At 74.5% G+C, this 20,300-nt stretch carries 16 protein-coding genes; 12 read left to right on the plus strand and 4 right to left on the minus strand.

Features of this window, described 5'->3' with window-relative positions:
- Nucleotides 1–172: 172 nt before the first annotated feature.
- A complete protein-coding gene (locus tag ACFQ8E_RS20405; protein WP_430552393.1) occupies nt 173–2,821 on the plus strand; it encodes a M14 family zinc carboxypeptidase in 2,649 nt (882 codons plus the stop codon).
- 63 nt (nt 2,822–2,884) lie between these two features.
- Here ACFQ8E_RS20405 and ACFQ8E_RS20410 read toward each other — a convergent pair whose 3' ends face one another.
- Both ACFQ8E_RS20410 and ACFQ8E_RS20415 read right to left on the minus strand, forming a co-directional pair.
- A complete protein-coding gene (locus ACFQ8E_RS20410; RefSeq protein ID WP_430552394.1) occupies nt 2,885–3,757 on the minus strand; it encodes a hypothetical protein in 873 nt (290 codons plus the stop codon).
- 53 nt (nt 3,758–3,810) lie between these two features.
- The gene (locus ACFQ8E_RS20415) at nt 3,811–4,353 is read right to left on the minus strand and encodes a DinB family protein (protein WP_430552395.1); all 543 of its coding nucleotides are present in this window, start codon (nt 4,351–4,353) and stop codon (nt 3,811–3,813) included.
- Nucleotides 4,354–4,452: 99 nt separating this feature from the next.
- On the opposite strand from ACFQ8E_RS20415, the gene ACFQ8E_RS20420 reads away from it, so the two are divergent.
- The 4 genes from ACFQ8E_RS20420 to ACFQ8E_RS20435 all read left to right on the plus strand — a co-directional run bounded on the left by ACFQ8E_RS20420 (nt 4,453) and on the right by ACFQ8E_RS20435 (nt 7,969).
- Nucleotides 4,453–5,052 (plus strand): hypothetical protein, encoded by a 600-nt coding sequence (locus tag ACFQ8E_RS20420; protein WP_430552396.1) that lies wholly within the window; start codon nt 4,453–4,455, stop codon nt 5,050–5,052.
- A gap of 43 nt (nt 5,053–5,095) precedes the next feature.
- Nucleotides 5,096–5,692, plus strand: coding sequence for a hypothetical protein (locus ACFQ8E_RS20425; protein ID WP_430552397.1), 597 nt, complete (start codon nt 5,096–5,098; stop codon nt 5,690–5,692).
- Nucleotides 5,689–7,326: a methyltransferase gene (locus ACFQ8E_RS20430; protein ID WP_430552398.1), complete on the plus strand. Its 1,638-nt coding sequence runs from the start codon at nt 5,689–5,691 to the stop codon at nt 7,324–7,326. The genes ACFQ8E_RS20425 and ACFQ8E_RS20430 overlap by 4 nt, the downstream gene beginning before the upstream one ends.
- A gap of 103 nt (nt 7,327–7,429) precedes the next feature.
- Nucleotides 7,430–7,969, plus strand: a complete 540-nt coding sequence (locus ACFQ8E_RS20435) for a hypothetical protein (protein ID WP_430552399.1) — start codon at nt 7,430–7,432, stop codon at nt 7,967–7,969.
- 85 nt (nt 7,970–8,054) lie between these two features.
- Here the strand turns inward: ACFQ8E_RS20435 and ACFQ8E_RS20440 are convergent, their stop codons facing one another.
- Nucleotides 8,055–9,479 (minus strand): TrkH family potassium uptake protein, encoded by a 1,425-nt coding sequence (locus ACFQ8E_RS20440; RefSeq protein ID WP_430552400.1) that lies wholly within the window; start codon nt 9,477–9,479, stop codon nt 8,055–8,057.
- A gap of 116 nt (nt 9,480–9,595) precedes the next feature.
- Here ACFQ8E_RS20440 and ACFQ8E_RS20445 point away from each other — a divergent pair, with 116 nt between their 5' ends.
- On the plus strand, nt 9,596–10,747 hold the full coding sequence (locus ACFQ8E_RS20445) for a S1 family peptidase (protein WP_430552401.1): 1,152 nt from the start codon (nt 9,596–9,598) through the stop codon (nt 10,745–10,747).
- Nucleotides 10,748–10,943: 196 nt separating this feature from the next.
- Here ACFQ8E_RS20445 and ACFQ8E_RS20450 read toward each other — a convergent pair whose 3' ends face one another.
- Nucleotides 10,944–11,591: a TetR/AcrR family transcriptional regulator gene (locus ACFQ8E_RS20450; RefSeq protein ID WP_430552402.1), complete on the minus strand. Its 648-nt coding sequence runs from the start codon at nt 11,589–11,591 to the stop codon at nt 10,944–10,946.
- 101 nt (nt 11,592–11,692) lie between these two features.
- Between ACFQ8E_RS20450 and ACFQ8E_RS20455 the strand changes: the two genes are divergently transcribed.
- The 6 genes from ACFQ8E_RS20455 to ACFQ8E_RS20480 all read left to right on the plus strand — a co-directional run bounded on the left by ACFQ8E_RS20455 (nt 11,693) and on the right by ACFQ8E_RS20480 (nt 20,166).
- A complete protein-coding gene (locus ACFQ8E_RS20455) occupies nt 11,693–14,266 on the plus strand; it encodes a beta-glucosidase (RefSeq protein WP_430552403.1) in 2,574 nt (857 codons plus the stop codon).
- An 82-nt stretch (nt 14,267–14,348) separates the two neighbouring features.
- Nucleotides 14,349–16,028, plus strand: a complete 1,680-nt coding sequence (locus ACFQ8E_RS20460; RefSeq protein ID WP_430552404.1) for an ABC transporter substrate-binding protein — start codon at nt 14,349–14,351, stop codon at nt 16,026–16,028.
- Nucleotides 16,028–17,134, plus strand: a complete 1,107-nt coding sequence (locus ACFQ8E_RS20465; protein ID WP_430552405.1) for an ABC transporter ATP-binding protein — start codon at nt 16,028–16,030, stop codon at nt 17,132–17,134. Before ACFQ8E_RS20460 ends, ACFQ8E_RS20465 begins: the two co-directional genes overlap by 1 nt.
- Entirely contained in the window at nt 17,131–18,111 is a 981-nt protein-coding gene (locus ACFQ8E_RS20470) for an ABC transporter permease (protein WP_430552406.1), read from the plus strand. The genes ACFQ8E_RS20465 and ACFQ8E_RS20470 overlap by 4 nt, the downstream gene beginning before the upstream one ends.
- A gap of 1 nt (nt 18,112) precedes the next feature.
- A complete protein-coding gene (locus ACFQ8E_RS20475) occupies nt 18,113–19,135 on the plus strand; it encodes an ABC transporter permease (RefSeq protein WP_430552407.1) in 1,023 nt (340 codons plus the stop codon).
- Complete coding sequence (locus ACFQ8E_RS20480; RefSeq protein WP_430552408.1) at nt 19,132–20,166, plus strand: ABC transporter ATP-binding protein; 1,035 nt, start codon at nt 19,132–19,134, stop codon at nt 20,164–20,166. The genes ACFQ8E_RS20475 and ACFQ8E_RS20480 overlap by 4 nt, the downstream gene beginning before the upstream one ends.
- Nucleotides 20,167–20,300: the final 134 nt, after the last annotated feature.

Consider the following 20,300-nt stretch of genomic DNA (forward strand, 5'->3'; position numbering starts at 1 on the left):
ACGACGCGCACGCAAGGGGATAGTCCCCGGTCGGTCGTCGTTCCCCGTGAACGTCGTGTTTCCGGCCGTGCCGAAGCTCCCGGGTCGCGACATGCTGGGCCCGGGACGGCGCTCGGCGCCGGCCCCTGGCGGGACGACGGAGTCCACGCCGCCGACGAGGAGAAGGAGACCCATGAAGCTCCCACGCACCGTCGCGGTGCTCGGCACCCTCACCCTCCTGGCGACGACGTTCGTGAGCGCCGCGGCCGCCGACGACCGGCAGGACCGCCAAGGCCGCGGGCCCGAGCGGGACGCACCTGCCGCCGGCGCGGCGTCGTTCGCCGAGCTGGCGCGCACGGCACAACGCTCCGGGCCCGGCCACGGCGGCGGGACGACCGGCGGCGCGATCGACATGCCCCGCGCCTACCCGTCCCAGCCCGACCTCACCGTGTACCCGCCGGCGGACGACGACGCGACCGACCTCAACGGCACGATCAGCTACGCCGAGATCGCCCCGCGGCTGACGGCCCTCATGGACTCGAGCGACCGGGTCTCGACCCAGGTGGTGGGTCGGTCCACGGCGGGCCGCGACCTGTACCTGGTGACCGTGACGGCGCCGGAGTCCCGCCGCGAGACCGCGCGGCAGACCGGGTGGCGGGAGGAGATCCGCACGTCCCCGGAGCGGGCCGCGGCCGACCGCCGCCTCGCCGAGGGCTACAAGACGCCGCTGTGGATCAGCGCCAACATCCACGGCAACGAGTGGGAGGGCACCGACGCCGCGATGCAGGTCATCGACGAGCTGGCGACGTCCGACGACCCGGCCACCGCGGCCCTGCTCGAGGACCACCGGCTGTACTTCTCGCTGACGCTCAACCCCGACGGGCGCACCCTGGGCACGCGGGCCACGAGCCTGAGCCTCGACGCGAACCGCGACATGATCACCGGGGCGACGCCGGAGTCGCGGTCCTTCGTCGCGACGGCGCGGGCGCTGCAGCCGCTCTACGCGGCCGACTTCCACGGGTACACCGACGTGCTGCAGGTGGAGCCGTGCGGCCCGCCGCACGGCGAGAACTACGAGTACGACCTGTTCATCCCCCATGGGTACGCGATCGCGCGCCAGGTGGAGGACGACGTGGTCGCCGCGCAGATCCCCGGGAACACCTACTACGACCCGGCCACGGACGAGGCGGTCGACGAGAACACCGGCTTCATCAAGATCCCGTACCGCGACACCCCGTCCGGGTGGGACGACTACCCGCCGATCTTCACCGCGCAGTACGCCGCGTTCCACGGCGCCACGACCAGCACCGTCGAGCTGCCGAAGGGCCGCACCGGCCCGGCCACCACGCCCGAGGACGCCGTGATCAACACGGCGGTGGCGAAGCAGACGATGACCTCGATGATCGACTACGTGGCCGGGCACCACGACGCCATGCTGGACGACCAGATCGAGGCGTTCCGCCGGGGCGTCGCGGGGGAGCCGAAGGACGCGCTGACGGTCGACGACGTGGCGGCCGTGCCCGAGCCGGACGAGTGGAAGCAGCACTGGGACGTGGTCGACGACCAGGACCCCGTCGACCTGCCGCGCGCCTACGTGATCCCGGTCGGCGACGGGCAGCGGTCCGCCGCCGACGCCGAGGCGCTGGTGGACCAGCTCCTGTTCCACGGCATCGAGGTCGGCACGCTGACGCGCGCCACCCGCGTCGGTGGCACCACCTACCCGCGCGGATCGTTCGTCGTCGACCTGCACCAGCCGCTGCGCGGCCTGGCGAACGCCCTGCTCGACCTCGGCACCGACATCTCGGCGAAGGTGCCGTCGATGTACGACATCTCGGCGTGGAGCCTGTCGTCCCTGTGGGGCGCGACGGTCGACAGCGTCGGGTCGACCACGGACCGGCCGGTCGGGAAGGTCGTCCCGCTGCGCGGCGAGCCGTCGGACGCCCGCGTGCCGCACGGGGCGCGGCACGTCGCGTTCGACGTCGCGGGCGTCGAGGACTACCGCGCCCTCAACGCGCTGCTCGAGGAGGACGTCCCGGTCTGGCTCCTGGACGACGGGCGCGCCGTCGTCGGGCGCGGGGACGGCCGGACCGTCCGGGAGGTCGCGCGCGAGCACGACGTCCCGTTCGAGGCCGCGACGCGGCAGGAGCTGCGCCGGCTCGACGAGGCGGCGGAGCTCGACGACCTCACGGTCGCCTACGCGGGCAGCCAGGACGACCTGCTGTCCCTGACCGAGCTCGGCTTCGACGACCTGGTCCGGGTGACCGCGGCCGGCATCGAGGCCGGCGCGGCGACCGGGACGACGGGCCTCGAGGACGCCGACGTGCTCTGGGTCGGGTCGTCGCTGACGCTGCCCGCCGGCAGCGCCGGCCGGGAGGCGGTGCAGGGCTGGGTGGACGACGGCGGCTCGGTCGTGGGTCGCACGGCGGCCGCGTTCGCCGTGGCCGAGACGTACGGGCTCGTGGAGGGCTCGGCCGTCACGGGCAACCGGTCGGGCAACGGGATCGTCGACGTCGACACCGCGCGCTCGTCGTTCCTGTCCGCGCACCCCCAGGACCAGGCGTTCGTCTATCCGGCGACCTGGTTCACCGACCTGGGCGAGGGCACCACGGCCGAGCAGTCCTACGACGCGGACCGGCCGTTCCTCGCCGGGCACTGGACGCCGTCCGGCGCGGGGTCGGACGGCCCTGACGCGGCGGCAGGGCACGCCGCGGTGGTCTCGGGCGAGGCGGAGTCGGGCGCGCGGGCCGTCGTGTTCGGCACGTCGGTGTTCTTCCGCACCCACCCGAAGGGCGGCCTGGGCCAGGCGGCGCAGGCCCTCTTCTGGGCCACCTCGGACGCCTGACCAGGCGTTCGACCTGCCCTGCCGCCCGGGCCGACGCCCGGGCGGCAGGGCCGTGCCGCAGGATCAGGACGCGCGCCCGCGGCGCAGCACGCCGGCCGTGACCCCCGCGCCGACCCCTACGGCCGCGGCGACCCCGAACGCCCACCAGAGCCGGGTGCGCAGCGGCACCAGCAGCGCGTCGACGGTGTCGTCGAGCACCTGGCGTCCCGCTGCGCCGACGTCGAGCCCGGCGAAGACCGCCTGCACGGCCTCCGGCAGCAGCACGAGGAGCACGAGCATCGCGACGGCGGTCAGCACCCCGGTCACCGCGACCGTGCGCAGGCGTCGTCCGGGCCGGGCGACGAGGGCGGCCAGGACGGCGAGCAGCACCGTCGCCGGCAGCGCCCACGGGGTCCACCGGTCCAGCAAGGCGACGGCCGACTGGGCGGTGGCGAGGTCGTCGGACGCGTACAGGACGACGTCGGCGCCGGTCGTCGCGAAGCCCTCGGGGACGGGCAGCCCGCGGTCGCGCAGCGCCTGCCCGACCGCCTCCAGGAACGGGTCGAGGGGGAGGGTCACCACGCCGTCGGCGGCGTCGACGACGTCGCTCTCGTCGCGCAGCACCGCCACCGTCGCGGCGTGCCCCTGCCGGCTGGCCTCCTCCCAGGCGGGCGGGAAGGCGTCCGAGCGCACGAAGACGTCGGCCACCTCGCCGATCACCGGGCGCAGCGCCCCGGCGAGCACCCCCGAGTCGATCTGGCCGACCACGGTGCCGGTCAGCGCCTCGGCCACCGCGTCCTGCGTGGTGATCTCGTCCGCCAGCGGCGCCGTCGCCGCGACGTACGCGTCCGTGTCCAGCAGGGTGCCCTCGACGTACCGCGCGGGCACGGTGACCACCGCCGCCAGCACCGCGAGCAGGACCAGGACGCCGCTGAGGAAGCTCCGCACACCCGCCATGGTCGGCACGCTACGCGGCCGCGCGGGGTCGGGGCGCGGGGTGGGGCGCGGGGCTAGAGCCCCGTGCGCCCGTCGATGCACTCGCGCAGCAGGTCCACGTGGCCCATGTGCCGGGCGTACTCCTCGAGCACGTGCAGCAGCACGTCGCGGGCCTCGACGGTGCCGCCGTCGTAGGGCACCTCGCGGCTCAGGTCCTCGCCGGCGAAGCAGTCGTCCGCGACCTCGACGGCGCGGTGCCAGGCGTCCCACGCCTCGTCGACGCAGGTCGCGTCCGGGAGGGCGCCGTCGAAGTCGACGTCGGGGTAGCCGGGCAGCTCGAACGGGCCGCGCTCGTCGAGGCCCTCCAGCACCCGCCGGAACCAGTGGTGCTCGACGTTCGCGAGGTGCCGGACGAGCCCGAGCAGCGAGAGCGTCGACGGCGGCACGGCACGGCGCGCGAGCTGCGAGGCGTCGAGGCCCTCGCACTTCATGACCAGCGTCATGCGGTAGCGGCAGAGGTATTCCCAGAGGGTCTCCTTCTCGCCGACCGGGTCGACGCCCGTCGCTCGCGGGTCATTCTCGGGATGCACCCACAGGCCGGGCGTGGTAGAGGTCACGCGCGTAATCTGGCCGAACGCCCGCCACGGGTCAAGCCGCATGCTCCCACCTGCGGCGACGTTCCGGCGTCGTGCGCTCTCCCGGTAGCCTTCGGCAGCATGAGGGCCAGCACGAGACGCGCCGGTGGCGCCTCGCGCGGCGTGGTCGGTCGCCTGAGGCGACCGGTGCCGGGGATCTGGCGTCGCCGCTCGTCGTTCGCGGCCGCCGGCGCCGTCGCGCTGCTCCTGGGCATGGGGGTCGGGGTGGCGTCCGGCTTCGTGGCGGACGCCGGCGCCCCCGCCGAGGCGGTCCTCGCGGCCGGCCCGCCCGACGAGTGCCCGGTGGTGCAGGCCGCGTGGTCGCGGTCGGCGTCCCTCCAGGTCGAGATGACGGCCGACGACCCGGCCACCCTGCGGCGCGGCTTCGTGGGTGCCCGTGACGCCCTCGCCGAGGTCCGGCCGCCCACGGAGGTGCGTGACGACTGGCTCACCGTGGCGACCTACGTCGGCGCGGTCGCCGACGAGATCGAGGCGGCCGGCGAGGGCGAGGTCGCGACCGCCGTCGCCGAGGCCCTGGCGGAGCTCGACACCCCGGCGATGACGGCGGCGTCGAACCGCGTCACCACCTTCCTCAAGGACGATTGCGGCGCGACCGACGCGCCTGACGAGACCCCGGACGACACGTCGGACGACACCCCGGACGACGCGCCCGCCGACTGAGCGGAGATTTCCGCGCGCGCGGGCGGTGACGCACCATAGGGGGATGCGCCGCGCCCGCCTCCTGCCCCGCCACCTCCCGGTCGTCGTCGTGGGGATGCTCGTGACCGGGGCCGCGCTGGCCGGCTGCGGGCAGTCCGACGGCGGCGAGGAGCCGGTCGCGGAGCCCGCCCCGGCGGTCTCGATCCCCGGCGACCTCGCGATGGGCGTCGAGGGCGAGCCGAGCCGGTCGAAGGACGCGGCGTCGGACCCGGAGGCGTCGCCCGACCCGAGCGCGGACGCGACGGACGGCGAGGGCCTCGACCGCGAGACGTGCGCCGGGCTGCAGCAGGCCTGGTCCACGACCAACCGCGCGCTCGTCGACCTCAGCCCGGAGCACCCGCGCGCGCTGGTGCAGAGCTTCCGCACCGCGGACACCGCGATGGCAGACGCCGAGCCGCCGGAGGGCGTGGCGGAGCCCTGGGGCGCGATGGCGGACTACCTCGACAGCGCCGTCACGGCGTTCGAGGGAGTCGACGCGGACGACGCGAACGCCGTGAGCTCCGCGATGGCCGGCGCGATCACCGCGGACGACACGGCCGACGCCACGACGGCCGCCAAGGACATCACCACGTTCCTGTCGACCGAGTGCGCGGGCCGATGACGACGGACGGCCTCGCCCCGACGCCTGCCTCCACGACTGTCTCGGCGCCCGTGTCCGGCGCGGCGGGGCACGCCGGGTCCCTGGTCGACGCGCTGCGGTCGGACCTGACGGCGGCGGGCTACACCGTCGACGGCGTCGGCGAGGCGCTGGGCGAGGTCGCGTCCGCGGCGCTGCACCGCGAGCAGACCGTGCCGGCCCGCCGCGCGCTCGCGGACGTCGGGCCCGCGCACGAGCCACGCGCCGTGCTCGCCCGGCTGTTCCTGCTGGCCGACGAGGTGCCGCGCGGGGCGCTCGACCGGGCGCTGCCCGGCCTCGGCACCGCCGGTGCCGCCCACCTGGGGCTGGTGGCCGCGGCGGGTGAGGGTGACGACGACGCCGTGCGCGCCGTCGTCGACCTGCGCCCGTACGCCGCCGTCGACGCGGGCGGGGAGGCGTCGTGGTGGCTGGCGAGCGACCTCGCCGAGCTGGCCACGGGCGGTCGGCTCGCGACGGACCACGTGCTGGGCGCCGGCGGCGCGTCCACGACGCTCGCCCAGGTCACGGCGCGCACGCCCGTGGGCCGCGTGCTCGACCTGGGCACGGGCTGCGGCATCCAGGCGCTGCACGCCGCGCGGCACGCCCGGCACGTCGTGGCGACCGACCTGTCCCGGCGCGCGCTGGGCTTCGCCCGGTTCAACCTCGCGCTCAACACCCCGGCGGCGGGGGTCGACGTCGCGCTGCGGCACGGGTCGATGCTGGACCCGGTGGCGGGGGAGAGCTTCGACCTGGTCGTCTCCAACCCGCCGTTCGTCATCACCCCGCACGCCGGCGCGGCGGGCGCCGCGGTGGCGGAGGCGCTGGGCGACTACGAGTACCGCGACGGCGGCCGCTCTGGCGACGACCTGGTGCGGGACCTGGTGCGTGACGTCGGCGGCGTGCTCGCCCCCGGCGGTGTCGCGCAGCTGCTGGGCAACTGGGAGCACCGGCGCGGCGAGCCGTGGGACGAGCGCGTGGGCGCGTGGCTCGACGCCGCCGGCCTGGACGGCTGGGTGATCCAGCGCGAGGTGCTCGACCCGGCGGAGTACGCCGAGACGTGGATCCGCGACGGCGGCACCACCCCGGAGCGCGAGCCGGGCGCCTGGGCCGCCGCGTACGGCGCGTGGCTGGACGACTTCGCGTCCCGCGACGTGGAGGCTGTGGGCTTCGGGATCGTCACCCTCCGCCGGCCCACGGGCGGCGCGCGGCCGACGCTGCGCCGCCTCGAGGAGCACACCGGCTCCGTGCACCAGCCGCTCGGCGCGCACGTCGCGGCGTCGCTCGCGGCGCACGACTGGCTCGAGGCGCGCGACGACGCGGCGCTCGCCGGCGCCCACCTCGTGGTCGCGGACGACGTCACCGAGGAGCGGTTCCACACGCCCGGGCAGGCGGACCCGAACGTCGTCGTGATCCGGCAGGGCGACGGGCTGGGGCGCGGGGTGCACGCCTCCACCGGCCTCGCGGCGTTCGTCGGGGTGTGCGACGGCGAGCTCGCCGTCGGGCAGATCGTCGGGGCGCTGGGCGCGCTGCTCGACGTCCCCGCCGACGACCTGCGGGCCGAGCTGTTCCCCGCCGTCCGCGGCCTGGTGCGCGACGGCTTCCTCCGCCCCGCCGACTGACGGCGCCGCCCGGGGGCCTGCCGGGCGTGGGCCGTGCCACATGGGGAGAACTCCCCGTCGCGCCGGGGCGCAGGAGCGGCGCCCGTCGGTCACGATGGTCCCCATGCGCAACCGACTGACGATGACCCGTGCCACCGCCGTGGCCGCCGCCGCCCTGCTCTCCCTCGGCCTCGCCGCCTGCAGCGGCTCCGGCGACTCGGGGTCCGGCTCCGGCGAGGGCACGCCCGCCGCCGAGGAGCAGGCGCCCGAGGAGAGCCCGGCCGAGGAGAGCCCGGCCGAGGAGGAGGCCCCGGCCGACGAGGCGGCTGGCGGCGACGTGTGCGGCGCCGTCCAGGCCCTCACCGAGGCGTCCTCCGCGATGGGCGACGTCGACCCGTCCGACCTGCAGCCCACGGTCGACAAGCTCGAGGACCTCACCACCACGCTCGAGAGCGTCGGCGAGCCGCCCGCGGAGATCGCCGACGACTGGGAGGCGCTGACCACGTCGTTCCGCACCGCGACGGACGGCCTGAGCGCCGCGGCCGAGGACCCCACCGACGCCGAGGCGATGACGAAGCTGCAGGACGCCATGTCCGCCATGACCGGCTCGGAGTTCCAGGAGGCCGCGCAGGCCGTCGGCACGTACGCCGGGACGAACTGCTGACACGCGGGGAACCGTCGGTGCTGGATTGATCCTCAGACCGGCCGTCTGAGGATCGATCCAGCACGCTCGCTGCGTGGCGGGGGCGTCAGCCGATGACGACGGCCGCCTCCGGGCGCCGGTACAGGCGCTGCCGGTCGCGCATCGCGAGGCCGGTGCCGAGCGTGATGGGCCCGAGCCGGCCGAGGAACATCAGGGCCACGAGCACGAGCTGGTGCCAGGGCTGCATGTCCGCGGTGATGCCGGTGGACAGGCCGGTGGTGCTGAACGCGGAGACCACCTCGTACAGCACCTGGTCCAGGGTGAACAGGCTGGTGGACAGCGTGATCGCGAGGGTGGGCAGCACCACGGCGGCGACGCCGACGAGCGCGACGGTGAGCGCCTGCCGCTGGGTGCTCGGTGTCAGGCGCCGGTCCCAGAGCGTGGCGTCGGGGTCGCCCCGCAGCTCCGACCAGATCGCGACGGCGAGGACGGCGAACGTCGTCACCTTGATGCCGCCGGCGGTGCCGCCCGACCCGGCGCCGATGAACATCAGCATGTCGGTGAAGAACCACGTGCCGTTGTTGGCCTGCGACAGGTCCACGGAGTTGAAGCCCGCGGTGCGGGGCATCACCGCCTGCGTGAACGCGGCCAGCACCTTCGCGGGCGGGTCGAGGGGGCCGAACGTGCCCGGGTTGCGCCACTCGGCCGCGAGGAAGAACACCGTGCCCACCACGAGCAGCACCACCGTCATCAGCACGGTGAGCCGCGTGTGCACGCTCCAGCGCGACAGGCGCTGCAGATCGGTCGGCCCGTCCTCGGTCCTGCGGGTGCGGTGCAGGCGCCACAGCTCCAGCAGCACCGGGAAGCCGAGGCCGCCGATGATGATCGCCGCGCAGATCGGCAGGCACACCCACGGGTCGGCGACGAACGGCACGAGGTTCTGGCTGTAGATCGAGAAGCCCGCGTTGTTGAACGCGGACACCGCGTGGAACACGCCGGACCAGACGGCGTGGCCGAGCGGCTCGTCGTAGGCGGCGGGGAACCGCGCCGTGAGCACCGCGGCCACCACCAGCTCGGTGACGACGGTGAACCGCAGCACGCCGAGCAGCACGCGCCGGACGTCGCCCATCCCGACCGAGCGGGTCGACTCGGTCGCCACCAGGCGGGTGCTGAGCCCCAGGCGGCGGGTCAGCAGCAGGCCGAGCAGCGACGCGAGGGTCATGACGCCGAAGCCGCCCACCTGGATGAGCAGCAGGATCACGACCTGCCCGAACGGCGTCCAGAACGTCTCGGTGTCCACGACGGCGAGCCCGGTCACGCAGGTCGCGGAGGTGGCGGTGAACAGGGCTTCGACGAAGCTTGCGGTGCGCCCCGTGGCGCTGATCGGCAGGCTCAGCAGGAACGTTCCGGCCGCGATCGTCGCGAGGAACGCGAGGGTGACCACCTGCGCCGGACGACGGCGCAGGCTCGCGGGCGAGGCGGGGGACGTCGCGGGCACCCGGTGCGGGCGCAGCCACGGGATCGGGTGCACGAAGGATCAGTGTGCACCCGGCGGCGGGCTGGACGCGCCCTGGCCGCGGGCTGGTCACCCCCGTAGCGTGTGGTGCGCCGGGCAACCGTCCGGTACCTGACGGAAGGGATTCTCCGATGAGACGCACGACCTTCAGGACGATGGCCGCCACGGCTGCCGGGCTCACGCTCGCGGCGACCGCGGCGACGGCCCAGGCCGCCGGTCCGGACCCCGACGACGACGTCGCGGGCGCGGACCGATATCCGGCCGGGCTCCTGCGGGCCATGACGGACGACCTCGGCGTGTCGAAGGAGCGCGCCGTCGAACGGCTGGACTTCCAGGACGACGCCGCGGCCGCGCAGGAGCGGCTGCGGGAGAAGCTCGGTGACGACTTCGCCGGCGCGTGGCTCGACCCCGAGCTCGACCGGCTGTTCGTCGCCACGACGGGCGACGCGGGCGGTGCCGTCGAGGCCGCCGTGCGCGCCGCGGGCGGTCGGGCGGTGGACGCCCGGTACTCGCTGGACCAGCTCGAGGGCTGGGCCGCGGACCTGGGCGACGATGCCGCCGCGGCCGCCGGCGTGACCGGCTGGCACGTGGACGTGCAGGACAACACCCTCGTGGTCGAGACGCTGGCAGGGGCGGACGCCCGGGCGGACGTCGACGACGCGCTGGCCGCGGCGGGCGTGCCGAGCGGCGCCGCCACGGTGCGCACGACCGCCGAGCGGCCACGGGTGCTCGACGACGTCGTCGGGGGCAACGCGTACTACATCAACGGGGCGTCGCGCTGCTCGGTGGGCTTCGCCGTCACGGACGGCTTCGTCACCGCGGGGCACTGCGGCTCCGCGGGCGACCCGACGTCGCAGCCCACGGGCACGTTCGCCGGGTCGAGCTTCCCCGGCGACGACTACGGGTACGTCCAGGTGGGGCTCGGCAGCACGCCGGTCGGTGCCGTGAACGACTGGGCGGGCGGCCAGGTCGCCGTCGCGGGCGCCGAGCCGGCGCCGGTGGGGGCCCAGGTGTGCCGCTCCGGCTCGACGTCGGGCTGGCACTGCGGCACCGTCGAGGCGCTCGACGTCTCGGTCTCCTACGCCGAGGGCACGGTCGACGGGCTCATCCGCACCGACGTGTGCGCGGAGCCGGGCGACTCCGGCGGCTCGCTGCTGGCGGGCGACCAGGCGCAGGGCGTGACGTCCGGCGGTTCCGGGGACTGCACGTCCGGCGGCACGACGTTCTTCCAGCCGGTGGGCGAGATCCTCGACGCCTACGACCTCACCCTGGTGACCGGCTGACCGCCGGGAGGTAGTCCAGAGATCCGCGAGGTAGCTCGGAAGACCGCGAGGTAGTTCACAGGTCGGCCCGGTGGCGCTCCACCGTGGCCCGACGAGCTACCTCGCGGTTCTTCGAGCTACCTCGCGGTTCTTCGAGCTACCTCGCGGTTCTTCGAGCTACCTCGCGGTCTTCCGAGCTACCTCGCGGGTTTCGGGTCTACCTCGCGGGGACGACGCGCGGGGCGTCCGGCCCGGCGAGGACGGCGGCGAGGATCGCCTCGATCGCGAACGCGGTCTCCTCCGCGAGGTCGACGGCGTCCGGGTCCAGGAGCCACTGCACCTGGAGGCCGTCCATGACGCCGATGACGGCGCTGGCGGCGCTGCGGGCGCGTGCCTCCTCGAGCGCCACGCCGCGCTCCTGCGCCACCTGCCGCAGCGCCGTGGTGATCTCGCCGCGCAGCACCGTGAAGCGCTCGGTGACCCAGGCGGCCGCCGGGTGGCCGTCGGTGACGGACTCGCCCGTGAGCACCGAGTAGGCCTGCACGATGCCGCGCCGGTCGGCGTTGATCCGCGCGGTCGTCATGAGGTGGCGGAACAGGTCGAGTCCGCCGGGGATGTGCTGCCCCTCGAGGTGCTCGACGTCGACCCGGTCGCGGTACTCCAGCACGGCCCACAGCAGCTTGTCCTTGCTGCCGAAGTGGTGCAGCACGCCCGCGTGCGTGATGCCCACCTGCTCGGCGACGTCGACCAGCGACCCCGCGTGATAGCCCTTCGAGCCGAACACGCGCGTCGCCGCGCCGAGGATCTCCTCGCGCCGCTCGGCCTTCGAGGGGCGGGTCCGTCGCGGGGTGCTGCCGTCTGCCATGGCGTCACCATACTGTGACCTTCGTCTACTTACTTACCTGTCAGTAACTGTGCTTCACTGGGCGCCAGTCGACGCCGACCAGGACGAGGGAGTACCGCCGCGTGTCATCGCAGACCGCTGTCACCAGCACCGACACCAGCACCGACGCCAGCACCGAGATCGAGATCGACGCGCTCGTCGACCTCCTCGGGGTCGACGAGAAGGCCGCCCTCGTGGTCGGCGCGTCCATGTGGGCGACCCGCGCCGTCGAGCGGATCGGGCTCCAGCCCGTCGTCATGTCGGACGGCCCGGTGGGGGTGCGCGACCCGCAGGGCCACGGCACCTCCGCGATGCTGCCCGCGCCGTCGGCCCTCGCCGCCACGTGGGACGTCGAGCTGGCCCGGCGCACGGGACGGCTCTTCGCGGCGGAGGCCCGCCGGCACGGGGTGGACGTGGTCCTGGCGCCGCAGGTCAACCTCCAGCGCACGCCCGTCGGCGGGCGGCACTTCGAGTGCTACTCGGAGGACCCGCACCTCACGGCCGAGGTCGCCGTCGCCCTCGTCACCGCGGCGCAGGAGCGCGGGGTCGGGATGTGCGTGAAGCACTACGTGGCCAACGACTCCGAGACGGACCGCACCCGCTACCTCGCCCGCGTCGACGAGCGGACGCTGCGGGAGGTGTACCTCGCGCCGTTCGAGCGCCTCGTCACCGCCGGCGCGTGGAGCGTCATGGGCGCGTACAGCGGGGTCGACGACGGCACCGTCGCGGCGCCCGCCCTCGAGCACCGGCCGCTGCTCACCGGCGTCCTCAAGGAGGAGTGGGGCTTCGACGGCCTCGTCGTGAGCGACTGGGTCGCCACGCAGTCCGTCGCGCCCGCCGTACGCGGCGGCCTCGACCTGCAGATGCCCGGGCCCGACGGCCCGTGGGGCGACGGCCTGCTCGCCGCCGTCCGGTCCGGGGAGGTGGCCGTCGCCGACCTCGACGACAAGGTGCGCCGCCTGCTGCGGCTCGCGCACCGCGTCGGGCGGCTCGCGCTGCCGGGCGGACCTGTCGTCGACGGCGAGCCCGTCCCGGCCGAGGACCCGGTGCCGCTGCTGCGCGAGCTCGTCGGACGCTCCGTCGTCGTGCTCAAGAACGACGGCCTGGTCCCGGTCGCGGACGGGCCCGACGGCGCGCCCCTGCGCGTGGCGCTGCTCGGGGCGCACGCCGTGGAGCCGTTCTTCCAGGGCGGTGGCTCGTCGTTCGTCGTGCCGGACCGCCTCACGTACCCCGCCGAGGCGCTGCGCGCCGCGCTCCCGGCGGGCTCGGTCGTCGATCTCGTCGCCGGCTCGCGCGTGCTGCGCAACCCGCCGGCGCTCGACCCGGCCCGCTGCACCGACCCCGTCACCGGCGCGCCGGGCGTGCGCCTGGAGTGGCTCGCCGCCGACGGCACCGTCCGCCGCGTCGAGACCCGCGGCGCCTGGGACGGCTGGTGCGCCGACGTCGGCCCCGACGACGCGACCCTGCGCCTCAGCGCACGGGTCCGCACCGACGAGCCGGGCACCCACGAGCTCGGGGTGGGCACGGTGGGGGCGCACCAGGTCACGGTGGACGGCAGGACGGCCTCCGCCGGCGACGTCGTCGTGGACGAGGACGTCATCCTCGCCTCGGGCCACAACCACCCGATCGCCTCGACCCTCGCCGTCGAGGGCGGCGCCGACGGCACCCTGCTGGAGGCGGAGCTGCAGGTGGTGCACCCCGTCGGCTACGACCGGTTCGTGCGCGGCGCGCTGGTGCACCGGCTGCCCGGGCCGACGGCCGAGGACGAGCTCGAGGCGGCGGCCGCCGCGGCCAGGGAGGCCGACGTCGCCGTCGTCGTCGTGGGCACCACGCACGAGGTCGAGTCCGAGGGCTACGACCGCGCCGACCTGGCGCTGCCCGGCACGCAGGACGAGCTGGTGCGGCGCGTGCTCGCCGCCAACCCGCGCACCGTGGTGGTCGTCAACGCCGGTGCGCCGGTGCTGCTGCCCTGGTACGACGAGGCGCCGGCCGTGCTGTGGGGCTGGCTGCCCGGCCAGGAGGCCGGGACCGGCCTCGCGGACGTGCTCACCGGAGTCACCGAGCCGTCCGGCCGCCTGCCGTGGACCCTGCCCGCCCGGGCCGCGGACGTGCCCGTGCCGCACGCGATCCCCGCCGGCGGCGTCGTCGACTACGCCGAGCGGCTCGACGTCGGCTACCGCGCCTGGGAGCGCCGCCTCGACGCCGGGCCGGCGGCGGGAGGCCCCGAGCCCGCCGCCCCGTTCGGGCACGGGCTCGGCTGGACGACGTGGGAGTACGAGGCCGCAGAAGCCGTGCCCGCCGACGCCGTGCCTGCCGACGCCCGGGAGGACGTCGTCGTGCGCGTCGCCGTGCGCAACGCCGGCACGCGCCCGGGGCGCGAGGTCGTGCAGGTCTACGTGACCCCGCCCGCCGGCACGGTCGCCACCGACCCCGAGCGCCCCGTGCGCTGGCTCGGCGGCTTCGCCGTCGTCGACGCCGCGCCGGGAGAGCGCGCCACCGCCGAGGTGCGCGTCCCCCGGCGCGCCCTCCAGACGTGGGACGCCGCCGCCGGCGGCTGGACCACCCCGCCCGGCACCTACCGGCTCACCGCGAGCCGCTCGGTGCGCGACCCCCGGCTCGACGTCGACCTCGTCGTCGCGCCCGACATCCAGCCCTGACCATCCAGCCCTGACCATCCAGCACCGATCACCTACCCATCGCCCCGCCATCGGCGGCGGGGCTCGTGCAAGGAGGCACACCGTGAGAATCCGCAAGCTCAGCACGGCGGTCGCGAGCGCCGCGGTCGTGGCCCTGCTGGCCGCGGCCTGTGGCGGCGGCGCCGGCGGGAACAGCCCGTCCGCCTCTTCCGGCGGCGTCGGCACGGAGACCCTGACCGTCGGCATGCCCAACGGCGTGCAGACCCAGAACCAGTCGCCGTTCGCGACCGGTTCGTCCGCGCTCTCCCTCGGCTACGCGTTCGTCATCTACGAGCCGCTCATGATGCGCAACCAGGCCAAGCCGTCCGAGGACCCGGAGCCCTGGCTCGCCGAGAAGATCGAGTGGAACGAGGACTACACGCAGGCCGTCATCACGCCGCGGTCGGGCGTGACCTGGTCGGACGGTGAGGACTTCACCGCGGACGACGTCGCGTTCTCGATCCAGCTCCGTATCGACCACGAGGGCCTCAACGCGGCCGCGCTGCCGTACGACAAGGTCGAGACCGACGGCACCACCGTGACCGTGTCGTTCACGGCCCCGCAGTACGTCAACCAGTCCAAGCTGTACGACCTGCTCATGGTGCCGGAGCACCTGTGGAAGGACGTCGACGACCCGACGACGTTCACGAACGAGGAGCCCGTCGGCACCGGCCCCTACACGCTCGAGTCGTGGACGCCGCAGGCGGCCACCGTGAAGGCGCGCGACGACTACTGGGGCGGTCAGCCCAAGGTCCCGGAGATCCGGTACTCGTCGTACAACGACAACAACGCCCTGACCACGGCCCTCACCACGGGCGAGGCGCAGTGGGGCTGGACGTTCATCGCCGACTACGAGAACGTCTACATCGCGCAGGACCCGGAGCACTACCACCAGTACGCCGCCGCCGGCCTCGGCATCGACGCGCTGTTCCTCAACAACGAGAAGAAGCCGTTCGACGACGTCGCCTTCCGGCAGGCGCTCAACATGGTCGTCGACCGGCAGGAGCTGGTGGACGTCGCCACCTCCGGCGTCAACCCGCCGCTGACGAACGCGACCGGCCTGCCGCTGCCCGCGGGCGAGCCGTTCCTCTCCGACGCCTACGCGGACACCGACCTCGCCGTCGACGTCGAGGGGGCCAAGGCGCTGCTCACCGACGCCGGCTACACCTGGGAGGGCGAGAAGCTCGTCGACCCGGACGGCGAGAAGGTGACCTTCGAGCTCACCAACCCGGCGGGCTGGAACGACTACCTCACCGCGCTCGACCTCATCAAGAACGCGGCCGCGACGCTGGGCGTCGACGCCACGGTCAACCCCGTCAACCAGGACGGCTGGTTCGCCGACGTCATCCCGCCGGGCGACTTCCAGGCCACGCTGCACTGGACCGACGGCGGCGCGACGCCGTGGGACATGTACGCCGACCAGTTCGACGGCGCGCAGTACAAGAAGCTCGGCGAGCCGGCCACGTGGAACTTCGGCCGGTTCCAGGACGACGCCGCGACGAAGGCGTTCGCCGACTACGCGGCGGCGACCGACGACGCCACGCGCCAGGCCGCGATGGACACGATCCAGCAGGTCTACGTGGAGCAGGTGCCCGCCATCCCGATCTGGTCGCGCCCCGCCACCGCGCAGTACTCGTCGCTGAACTACGTCGGCTGGCCGTCCGAGGACGACCCGTACAACCAGCCGCAGCCCACGGGGGTCCAGGCCGCCCAGATCGTCATGCACCTGGAGCCCGCGTCCTGATGTCCCTCCACACCACCACCCCCGGGGCGCCTGCCGGCGCCCCGGGGGGCACCCCCAGCACCGACCCCGGCGCGCCCGTGCTCGAGGCCGTCGGGCTCACGAAGCACTACCTGGTCAAGGGCGGCGGCCGAGGCTCCGGGCGCGGCGCCGTCGTGCACGCCGTCGACGGCGTGGACCTCGCGCTGCACGCCGGACGCGTCGTGGCCCTCGTCGGCGAGTCCGGCTCCGGGAAGTCCACCGTGGCGCGTCTGCTCTCCCAGCTCCAGCCCGCCACCGCGGGCCGGCTGCTGCTCGGCGGCACCGACGCGCGGGCGCGCGGACGCCGCGCGTTCCGCCGCTACGTGAACCGCGTCCAGATGATCTTCCAGGACCCGTTCTCCTCGCTGAACCCGGTGCACCCCGTGCGGTACACGCTCACGCGGGCGCTGCGCATCCACCGCGGCCGCCTGCGCGGGGACGAGCTGGAGCGGGCCCTCGCCGAGCTGCTCGAGCGCGTGCACCTCACGCCCGCCGAGCGGTACGTCGACAAGTTCCCGCACGAGCTGTCCGGCGGCCAGCGCCAGCGCATCGCCATCGCGCGGGCGCTCGCGGCCGACCCGGAGGTGCTGCTGGCCGACGAGCCCATCTCGATGCTCGACGTGTCCATCCGGCTCGGCATCCTCAACCTGCTCGCCGACCTGCGCGACCGGCTGCACCTGGCGATCCTCTACATCACGCACGACATCGCCTCGGCGCGGTACTTCGCGGACACCACCCTGGTCATGTACGCGGGGCAGGTCGTGGAGTCGGGGGACAGCGAGTCGGTCACCCAGGACCCGAAGCACCCGTACACGCGGCTGCTCCTGGCGTCGGCCCCCGACCCGGAGAACCTCGCCGAGCGGCCGGCGGGCGCCCCTCGCGGGGAGCCGCCCAGCCTGGTGCGGCCGCCCTCGGGCTGCCGCTTCCACCCGCGCTGCCCGTTCGCCACCGACCTGTGCGCGGCCGAGGCGCCGCCCCTGCTCGACGTCGGCCGCGGGCCGGCGGGCGAGCCCCGGCAGGCCGCCTGCTGGGGGTACGCCGACCGCGCCGACGCCCCGGTGCTGACGCCGACGGGAGGGGACGCATGAGGTTCGTGCTGCGCCGCGCGCTGTTCTACCTGTTCACCGCCTGGGCCGCCATCACCATCAACTTCTTCGTGCCGCGCCTGCTGCCGGGCGACCCGGTCACCGCCCTCATGGGGCGCATGCAGGGCCGGATCGACTCGAACGCCGAGCAGTCGCTGCGTGTGCTGTTCGGGCTCGACCAGGACATGTCGCTGTGGGACCAGTACGTGCACTACTGGCAGATGCTGCTGCACGGCGACCTCGGGCTGAGCTTCACCCACTTCCCGACACCCGTGTCCGACATCGTCACGCAGGCGCTGCCCTGGACGGTCGGCCTGGTCGGCATCGCCACGATCATCGCGTTCCTGCTCGGCACGGCCGTCGGCACCGGCATCGGCTGGCGACGCGGCACCTGGGCGGACTCGCTGCTGCCGATCACGACCTTCTTCTCGGCGGTGCCGTACTTCTGGCTGGGCCTCATCGCCATCGCGGTGTTCGCCGTCAACCTCGGCTGGTTCCCGTCCAACGGCAGCTACGACCGCGGCATGGTGCCGTCGCTGAGCTGGGAGTTCGTCGGCTCGGTGATCTACTACGGCACCCTGCCCGCGCTGACGATCGTCGTGTCGTCGATCTCGGGCTGGATCCTCGGGATGCGCAACATGATGGTCACCGTCTCCAGCGAGGACTACGTCACCGTGGCGCACGCCAAGGGCCTGCCCGCGCGGGCGGTCGTCGTGGGGTACGCGGCGCGCAACGCGATCCTGCCGCAGGTCTCCAGCTTCGCCCTGGCACTCGGCTTCGTCGTCGGCGGCACGCTCGTCATGGAGATGGTCTTCAGCTACCAGGGCATCGGCTACACGCTCTACCAGGCGGTCTCCACCCACGACTACCCGCTGATGCAGGGCTGCTTCCTCGTCATCACGCTGTCCGTGCTGGTCGCCAACCTCGTGGCGGACCTGGCCTACGCGGCGCTCGACCCCCGCACCCGGCAGGAAGGCTGACATGGCCACATCGACCACCGCGATCGAGGTCGCGGCACCTACGGGGCCGGACGACGTCGGGCAGGGCGTCGCGCGCCCGGGCCGGCGCCCCCGGCTGCTGTTCCTGCGCAACTCCAAGGCGCTCGTCGGCATCGCGATCCTCGTGTTCTTCGGGATCCTCGCCGTCGTCGGCCCGTGGATCGCGCCCTACGACCCGAACCAGGTGAGCACCGCCCTGCTGCAGCCGCCGTCCGGCGCGCACTGGCTCGGCACCGACCACACCGGGCGGGACATCCTGTCGCAGATCATCGTCGGGACCCGGGGCGTGCTGGTCGTGGGCCTGGTCGCCGGGCTCGGGGCCACCGTGCTCGGCGTGCTCGTCGGCGTCACGGCCGGGTTCGTCGGCGGGCTGGGCGACGAAGGGCTCTCGGCGCTGTCGAACGTGTTCCTCGTCATCCCGCAGCTGCCGCTCATCATCATCATCGCGGCGCAGCTGCCCAGCGCCGGCGGCATCACCGTGGCGCTCGTCATCGGCGTGACCGGATGGGCGTGGGGCGCGCGCGTGCTGCGCGCCCAGACGCTGTCCCTGCGGAAGCGGGACTTCGTCGAGGCGGCGCGGGCCACGGGCGAGCGCACGTGGCGCATCGTGCTGGCGGAGGTGCTGCCCAACCTCACGGCGATCATCGCCGCGGGCTTCGTCGGCACCGTGACGTTCGCCGTCCTCAGCCAGGTGACGCTCGCGTTCATCGGCATCACGCCGGTGAGCGAGTGGAACTGGGGCACCATCCTGTTCTGGGCGCAGAACAACCTGGCGCTGCAGCGCGGCGCCTGGTGGTGGTTCGTGCCCGCCGGCCTGTGCATCGCGCTGCTGGGCATGGCGCTCACCCTGATCAACTTCGGCATCGACGAGCTGGTCAACCCGCGCCTGCGCAGCACCGGCATGCACGCCCGCACCCTGCGCCGCCGTGGCATCCGCCCGCGCGTCGGCTTCACCCCGGTGGTGAGGCCGGCGCGCCCCACCGAGCCCACCCAGGAGGACAGATGAGCGAGCCCGTGCTGGAGATCCGCGACCTGCACGTGGACTACGGCTTCGGCGACGACCCGACGCACGTGCTGCGGGGCGTGGACCTGACCCTGCACCGCGGCGAGGTGCTCGGCCTGGCGGGGGAGTCCGGCTGCGGCAAGTCGACGCTCGCGTACGCCGCGACCCGGCTGCTGCCGCCGCCCGGCCTCATCACCGGCGGGGAGGTGTGGCTCACCGACCGCGAGGGCCGGCGCAGCGACGTCCTCGGCCTGACCGACGCGCAGCTGCGCGCCGCCCGCTGGCGCGACGTCGCCATCGTGTTCCAAGGCGCGATGAGCTCCCTCAACCCGGTCTTCCGGATCGGTCGGCAGCTCACCGACGGCATCCGGGCGCACCGGCCCGGGCTGTCGCCCCGGGACCTCGAGGCGCGGGCGGCGGAGCTGCTCGAGATGGTCGGCATCTCCGCGGACCGCCTCCGCGCGTACCCGCACCAGCTCTCGGGCGGCATGCGGCAGCGCGTGATGATCGCGATGGCGCTCGCCCTGGAGCCGCAGGTGCTGCTCATGGACGAGCCGACGACGGCGCTCGACGTCGTCATGCAGCGCCAGATCCTCGAGCAGATCATGGAGCTGCGCGACCGGCTGGGGTTCTCCGTCGTCCTGATCACCCACGACGTGTCCCTGCTGGTGGAGGTCGCCGACCGCATCGCCATCATGTACGCGGGCGAGATCGTGGAGGAGGCCACCGCGCAGGAGGTCTACCGCAGGCCGCGGCACCCGTACTCCGCCGGCCTGCTCGGCTCGTTCCCCCCGCTGCGCGGGCCGCGGCGCGAGCTGTCCGGCATCCCCGGCGCCCCGCCCGACCTCCAGCGGCTCGGCGCGGGCTGCCCGTTCGCGCCGCGCTGCCCGCACGCGATGGACGTCTGTCGCGACGTGCGCCCCGTGCTGGGGCCGCCGCGCACGGGCGAGGAGCGGCGCGTCGCGTGCCACCTGCACGACGCCGACCTGGTGGGCGCGGGCTCGGGCGGCCTGCCGCCGGAGCTCGCCCGCTGACCGGTCGACGACACCCCCGGGAGGTATGAAGTTTCACGGTCGGGCAAGGGGCGCCCTCGGAGGTCTGGATCGGCGTCTGACCTGCCGCTATGTTGCACGCGGGCTCGACTGGAGGCGGTGTGCGCGTGGGCGCA

The sequence above is a fragment of the Isoptericola sp. NPDC056573 genome (assembly GCF_042793335.1).
In the GTDB taxonomy this organism is placed as follows: Bacteria; Actinomycetota; Actinomycetes; order Actinomycetales; family Cellulomonadaceae; genus Isoptericola.